This is a genomic window from Pseudomonas sp. MD195_PC81_125 (assembly GCF_014060985.1).
GTDB classification, from domain to species: Bacteria; Pseudomonadota; Gammaproteobacteria; order Pseudomonadales; family Pseudomonadaceae; genus Aquipseudomonas; species Aquipseudomonas parakoreensis.
In genome coordinates, this window is the sequence record NZ_JABULD010000505.1 from 1 (window position 1) to 6,130 (window position 6,130).

Sequence of the window (6,130 nt, forward strand, 5' to 3'; positions counted from 1 at the left end):
AAAAGGCGCGCCACCCAATCGGGTGGCGCGCCTTTTTTCATGGCTCGACACAAAACCCTGTGGGAGCGAGCCCTGCTCGCGAAAGCGATTTAACAGCCGACCGCAGCGGTGACTGACACGACGCCTTCGCGAGCAGGCTCGCTCCCACAATGGAGTTTGTGTAACCAAGTGCTCTTGTTTTGGTTCTCATTATCATCTAATAATGAATCTCATCTCCGCACGAGTCCCGGATCATGAGTTCTGCCTTGCACGAGCAGCCATACCTCGAAAGCTGGCGCTGGATGAGTCGCCAGATCCGTTGCGCGATGGACCCCGACGAACCGCGCCTGATCGAACATTACCTGGCTGAGGGCCGTTATCTGGCCTGCTGCACGGCGACTTCCCCGTGGACCATCGCTGAAACCTCCTTCCGTTTGCTGCTCGACACAGCCACCGACATCGCGTTGCCATGGCACTGGCGCAGCTTGTGTCTCGATCAAGCCTGGCGCCCGCTGCGTGAAATGGAGCGCCTGTCGCTGTGCAACTGCCGACTCCAGCGTTGGCAGCGCTACACCTGGCAACTGGCGACCTGCGAGTTGCAACCCTCGATTCCTCTCATTGAATCAGTCCAAGGATTTTCAGATGACCAAGACTCGTATTGAGCGCGACAGCATGGGCGAACTGCAGGTGCCGGTGGACGCTCTCTACGGCGCGCAGACCCAGCGCGCAGTGGATAACTTCCCGATCAGCGGCAAACCGATGCCAACGCAGTTCATCCGTGCGCTGATCCTCGCCAAAGCCGCCGCCGCGCGGGCCAACGTTGAACTCAACCAGCTCAGCGCCTCGCAAGGCAAGGCCATCAGCGACGCCGCGCAAGGCCTGCTCGAAGGCGATTTCATGCAGCATTTTCCGGTGGATATCTTCCAGACCGGCTCCGGCACCAGTTCCAACATGAACGCCAATGAAGTGATCGCAACCCTCGCCAGTCGCCTGCTCGGCGAGCCGGTCAACCCGAACGATCACGTCAACTGCGGCCAGAGCAGCAACGACATCATCCCGACCACCATTCACGTCAGCGCTGCCCTGGCGTTGCACGAACAACTCCTGCCGGCGTTGCTGCATCTGGTGCAGGTCATCGAAAACAAAGCCGTGCAAGTGCATCACCACGTTAAAACCGGCCGCACGCACCTGATGGATGCGATGCCGGTGCGCATGAGCCAGGTGCTCAACGGTTGGGCGCAGCAACTCAAGGCCAACATCGCCCACCTGCAGGATCTGCTGCCGAGCCTGCAATCGCTGGCGCAGGGTGGCACGGCCGTCGGCACCGGGATCAATGCGCACCCGGAATTCGCCGCGCGTTTCAGCCGCCAATTAAGCCAGCTGACCCATGTGCAATTCACTCCGGGCAAGGATCTGTTCGCCCTGATCGGCTCGCAGGACACCGCCGTCGCCGTCTCCGGCCAGCTCAAGGCCATTGCCGTGTCGCTGATGAAAATCGCCAACGACTTGCGCTGGATGAACTCCGGCCCGCTCGCCGGTCTCGGCGAAATCGAGCTGGAAGCTTTGCAGCCGGGGTCGTCGATCATGCCGGGCAAGGTCAATCCGGTGATCCCGGAAGCCACCGCGATGGTCGCCGCGCAAGTCATCGGCAACGATTCGGTGATCACCATCGCCGGCCAGTCGGGCAACTTCGAGCTGAACGTGATGCTGCCGATCATCGCCCAGAACCTGTTGAGCAGCATCGAACTGCTGGCCAATGCCAGCCGTCTGCTCGGCGACAAAGCCATCGCCAGCTTCAAGGTCAACGAGTCGCGGCTCAAGGAAGCGCTGTCGCGCAACCCGATTCTGGTCACCGCGCTCAACCCGATCATCGGTTACCAGAAAGCCGCGGAAATCGCCAAGCAGGCCTACAAACAGGGTCGTCCGGTGATTGACGTCGCGCTGGAGCACACCGACCTGTCGCGCAGCCAACTGGAAGAGTTACTCAACCCCGAGAAACTCACTGCCGGCGGCGTGTAAATCCCGCAACTGCTTTGGAGGTTCACCATGGAGCACTGGAAACGCACGATCGAACGGGCCAATCGCTGCTTCATGCTCGGCGAACTGATTGATGCCCGTGAGGCTTACCTGCAAGCCCTGGCCTTGGCGCAAGTGCTGTTCGAACGCTGGGCGGACGCCGACGAAGCAGTGGCGGCCTGCGTCATCTCCCACCACAACCTGGCGGATCTGCACCTGCGCCTGAACCAGCCGGAGGAGAGCGCCGAGTACCTCTGCGCGATTCATCAACGGTTATTGCAGACCATGCAGGACGAGCGCCTGCGCCCGGCCCTGCGGGAAGCGGCGTTGCGCCAGAGCAGCAAGACCTACGTCGAGCTGCTGAATTTCATCGGCGAACACGGCGAATACCCGCGCACCCAGCGCCTGCTGCACCCGGACATCGGCAATGCACGCCGCGCGTCAGCCTCACATCACCATGGAGTCCACTGAAATGGCTTTTACCTTGCCTGCCTTGCCGTACGCCTACGACGCCCTGGAACCGCACATCGATGCGCAAACCATGGAGATTCACTACACCAAGCACCACCAGACCTACATCAACAACCTCAACGCTGCCGTCGAAGGCACTGAGTACGCCGAGTGGCCGGTGGAAAAACTGGTCGCCAGCGTCCAGCAGTTGCCGGAAAAACTCCGTGCGGCCGTGATCAATCAGGGTGGCGGGCATGCCAACCATTCGCTGTTCTGGGAAGTCATGGTGCCCAACGGTGGCGGCAAGCCTGACGGTGCACTGGCCAAGGCAATCGAGGAGCAACTGGGCGGTCTCGACAGCTTCAAGGAGGCCTTCACCAAAGCCGCGCTGACCCGTTTCGGCAGTGGCTGGGCCTGGCTCAGCGTGACCCCGGAAAAAGAACTGGTCGTGGAAAGTAGCGGCAATCAGGACAGCCCGTTGATGAACGGCAACACGCCGATTCTCGGTCTGGACGTCTGGGAACACGCCTACTACCTGCGTTACCAAAACCGTCGCCCGGAATACATCAACGCGTTCTACAACGTGATCAATTGGCCTGAAGTTGCCGCGCGTTATCAGGCTGCTCTGGTTTTAAGTCATCCATAAAAACAATCCAAGGCTGACTATGAGCACTGAAACACTGGCGGCTGGCGGTGGACGCATGTTTCGTTACGCGATCGGGTCGCTGTTGCTGCTGGCGGGCATGACTTTGCTGGCGGCGCATGGGCTGGAGTGGCTGGATCTGCAGCCGAAACTGTCGCGGGCCTTGCAGGGTGGCGCGATTTGCGCCCTCGGCACGGCGCTCGGCGCGGTGCCGGTGCTGGTGATCCGGCGCATGCCGCAGAGGCTCAGCGATACGCTGTTGGGGTTCGGCGCCGGCGTGATGCTGGCGGCGACTGCGTTTTTCGCTGATCGTGCCAGGTATCGCTGCTGCTGAAAGTCTGGGCCTGACACCGTGGGCTGCCAGCGGGTTGATCTGCTTCGGCATCATGCTCGGTGCATTCGGTCTGTATCTGGCGGACCTGAAACTGTCCGGCGCCTCACCGGAAATGCTCGTCGGTACCTCTGAGCGCCCGGTGATCCCGCCAAGGATCTGGTTGTTTGTCTTCGCCATCATTGCCCACAACATCCCGGAAGGCATGGCGGTGGGGGTGTCTGCTGGCGGCGGCATGCCGGATGCCGACAGCCTGGCGATGGGCATCGCCTTGCAGGATGTGCCAGAGGGGTTAGTGATTGCGCTGGTGTTGGCCGGGGCCGGGATGTCGCGGGTCAAGGCGTTTTTGATCGGTGCGGCGTCAGGGCTGGTCGAGCCGGTGTTTGCGCTGCTCTGTGCGTGGCTGGTCAGCCTGGCAGAGTTGTTGTTGCCGTTGGGGCTGGCGCTGGCCGCGGGAGCGATGTTGCTGGTAGTGACGCATGAGGTGATCCCCGAGTCGCGACGCAATGGTCATGACAAGCTGGCCAGTCTTGGCTTGCTGATCGGGTTTTGTCTGATGATGGTGATGGATACCGCATTGGGCTGAATATCAAAAAATCGCAGCCTGCGGCAGCTCCTGCATTGGAATGCGTTCACTGTAGGAGCTGCCGCAGGCTGCGATCTTTTGATCTTTTGATCTTTAACGATCAACCACCCTCATCGAAGTAGTTGTTGATCAACGCCACCAGCGCATCCAGCGCTTCCTGTTCCTGATGGCCTTCAGTACTCAGATAGATCTTCGTGCCCTTGCCGGCAGCGAGCATCATCATCGCCATGATGCTTTTACCGTCCACGGTTGTTTCTGGTGTACGACCCACTCTGATCGTGCAATCCGGGAACTGACCCGCCACCCCGACGAACTTGGCCGACGCTCGGGCATGCAGGCCCAGTTTATTGATGATTTCGATTTCCAGAGCAGGCATCGCGGTGTGAATCCTTTAAGTGAGGTCGCGGTGGCGAACCTGGACGTTCTTCAGGGTTTTCTGCAGGGCCTGACCCAGGCGTTCAGTCAGGTAAACGGAGCGGTGATGCCCACCTGTGCAGCCAATGGCAATGGTGACGTAGGCGCGGTTGCTCGCCGCAAAGCGTGGCAGCCATTTATTCAGATAGCCGAAGATATCCTGATACATCTCCTCGACTTCCGGCTGCGCCGCCAGGTATTCGGCGACTGGTGCATCGAGACCCGATTGGGCGCGTAGCTCCGGCTTCCAGTAGGGGTTGGGCAGGCAGCGCACGTCGAACACCAGATCCGCGTCCACCGGCATGCCGCGCTTGAAGCCGAACGACTCGACCAGAAACGCCGTGCCCGGCTCCGGCTGGTTCAGCAGGCGCAACTTGATGGTGTCACGCAGTTGGTACAGATTCAGGTTGGTGGTGTTGACCTTGAGGTCGGCCAGGTCGGCAATCGGGCCGAGCAGGGCAGTTTCGTCGTTGATCGCTTCGGCCAGCGAGCGGTTGGCAGTGCTCAGCGGATGGCGTCGGCGGGTTTCCGAGAAGCGCTTGAGCAGGGTTTCTTCGTCAGCATCCAGATACAGCACATCGCACTGGATGTGGCGGGCGCGGACTTCTTCAAGCAGTTCGGGGAAACGCGACAGGTGGCTCGGCAGATTGCGTGCATCGATCGACACGGCCACCAGCGGCTGGGCCAGCTCCGTATGAATCAGGGCGCGTTCGGCGAGTTCCGGCAGCAAGCCGGCCGGCAGGTTGTCGATGCAGTAGTAGCCGTTGTCCTCAAGGACATCCAGGGCAGTACTTTTACCCGAGCCGGAGCGGCCGCTGACGATGATCAAACGCATGATTAATGACCGTTCTGCTCGCTCAGGACGACCTGATACAAGGCTTCGTTACTCGGTGCGCTGCGCAGTTTTTCGCGCACTTCCTTGCGATCGAGCATGCTGGCGATCTGGCGCAGTAATTCCAGGTGTGCATCGGTGGCCGCTTCCGGGACCAGCAGGACAAACAGCAAGTCAACCGGAGCGCCGTCGATGGCATCGAAATCAATGGGGGCATCAAGGTGCATCAATGCGCTGATAGGCGCTTCGCAGCCTTTGAGGCGACAGTGGGGAATGGCAATGCCGTTGCCGAAACCGGTGGAACCGAGTTTCTCACGGGCGATCAGCGCATCGAACACATCCTGCATGGCCAGATCCGGCACTTCTTTATGGATGAGGTTGGCAATCTGTTCGAGGGCTTTCTTTTTACTGCCGCCCGGCACGTTCACCAGGGAACGGCCGGGGGTCAGGATACTTTCAAGTCGGATCATGGGTTGGGAGTGTTAACGACCGGTTGCGCCCTGAAGGAGGCTCTGGGTCTTTTCCTTATGCTTTTTGAGTTGGCGATCCAGCTTGTCGGTCAGTGAGTCGATCGCAGCATACATGTCGGTATCTTCTGCGTTGGCGACCACTTCGCTGCCGGGTATATGCAAGGTGGCTTCGATTTTCTGCTTGAGCTTTTCGACGCACATCGTGACCTGCACGTTGGTGATCTTGTCGAAATGGCGCTCCAATCGTTCGAGTTTCTCGTTGATGTAGGTGCGCAGAGGTTCGGTCACTTCCAGTTGGTGTCCACTGATGTTGACTTGCATACAGCTTCTCCTTCGTTGCCAGTGCATAAAGCGGCAGGCCGGATAGCCTGCCACTGGAACGCTGTAACGTGGCTTACATCAACCGCTT

General features: G+C 59.9%; 8 protein-coding genes and 1 pseudogene. 5 read left to right on the forward strand and 4 right to left on the reverse strand.

The features are described 5' to 3' along the window. Window positions 1-233 precede the first annotated feature (233 nt). The 5 genes and pseudogenes from HT737_RS20105 (at window position 234) to HT737_RS20125 (ending at window position 4,005) form a co-directional block, all read left to right on the forward strand. Complete coding sequence (locus HT737_RS20105; RefSeq protein ID WP_047291295.1) at window positions 234-641, forward strand: hypothetical protein; 408 nt, start codon at window positions 234-236, stop codon at window positions 639-641. After that, complete coding sequence (locus HT737_RS20110) at window positions 622-1,998, forward strand: aspartate ammonia-lyase (protein WP_182403856.1); 1,377 nt, start codon at window positions 622-624, stop codon at window positions 1,996-1,998. Before HT737_RS20105 ends, HT737_RS20110 begins: the two co-directional genes overlap by 20 nt. A gap of 27 nt (window positions 1,999-2,025) precedes the next feature. Beyond that, window positions 2,026-2,466 carry a hypothetical protein gene (locus HT737_RS20115; protein ID WP_047291299.1) on the forward strand — a complete coding sequence of 147 codons (441 nt, stop codon included), beginning with the start codon at window positions 2,026-2,028 and terminating at the stop codon, window positions 2,464-2,466. A 1-nt stretch (window position 2,467) separates the two neighbouring features. Beyond that, on the forward strand, window positions 2,468-3,091 hold the full coding sequence (locus tag HT737_RS20120) for a superoxide dismutase (protein ID WP_047291301.1): 624 nt from the start codon (window positions 2,468-2,470) through the stop codon (window positions 3,089-3,091). A 19-nt stretch (window positions 3,092-3,110) separates the two neighbouring features. After that, a pseudogene (locus tag HT737_RS20125) lies at window positions 3,111-4,005 on the forward strand (ZIP family metal transporter). Between the two features lie 100 nt (window positions 4,006-4,105). Here HT737_RS20125 and HT737_RS20130 read toward each other — a convergent pair. From HT737_RS20130 to hpf, 4 genes are read right to left on the reverse strand one after another with little or no spacing between them, the layout of a single operon-like run. Further along, window positions 4,106-4,381, reverse strand: coding sequence for an HPr family phosphocarrier protein (locus HT737_RS20130; protein ID WP_003221684.1), 276 nt, complete (start codon window positions 4,379-4,381; stop codon window positions 4,106-4,108). Between the two features lie 15 nt (window positions 4,382-4,396). Further along, entirely contained in the window at window positions 4,397-5,254 is an 858-nt protein-coding gene (gene rapZ / locus HT737_RS20135) for an RNase adapter RapZ (RefSeq protein ID WP_047291309.1), read from the reverse strand. Window positions 5,255-5,256: 2 nt separating this feature from the next. Continuing rightward, window positions 5,257-5,721 carry a PTS IIA-like nitrogen regulatory protein PtsN gene (ptsN, locus tag HT737_RS20140; RefSeq protein ID WP_041072845.1) on the reverse strand — a complete coding sequence of 155 codons (465 nt, stop codon included), beginning with the start codon at window positions 5,719-5,721 and terminating at the stop codon, window positions 5,257-5,259. 12 nt (window positions 5,722-5,733) lie between these two features. Then, window positions 5,734-6,042, reverse strand: a complete 309-nt coding sequence (gene hpf, locus HT737_RS20145; RefSeq protein WP_025109458.1) for a ribosome hibernation-promoting factor, HPF/YfiA family — start codon at window positions 6,040-6,042, stop codon at window positions 5,734-5,736. Window positions 6,043-6,130: the final 88 nt, after the last annotated feature.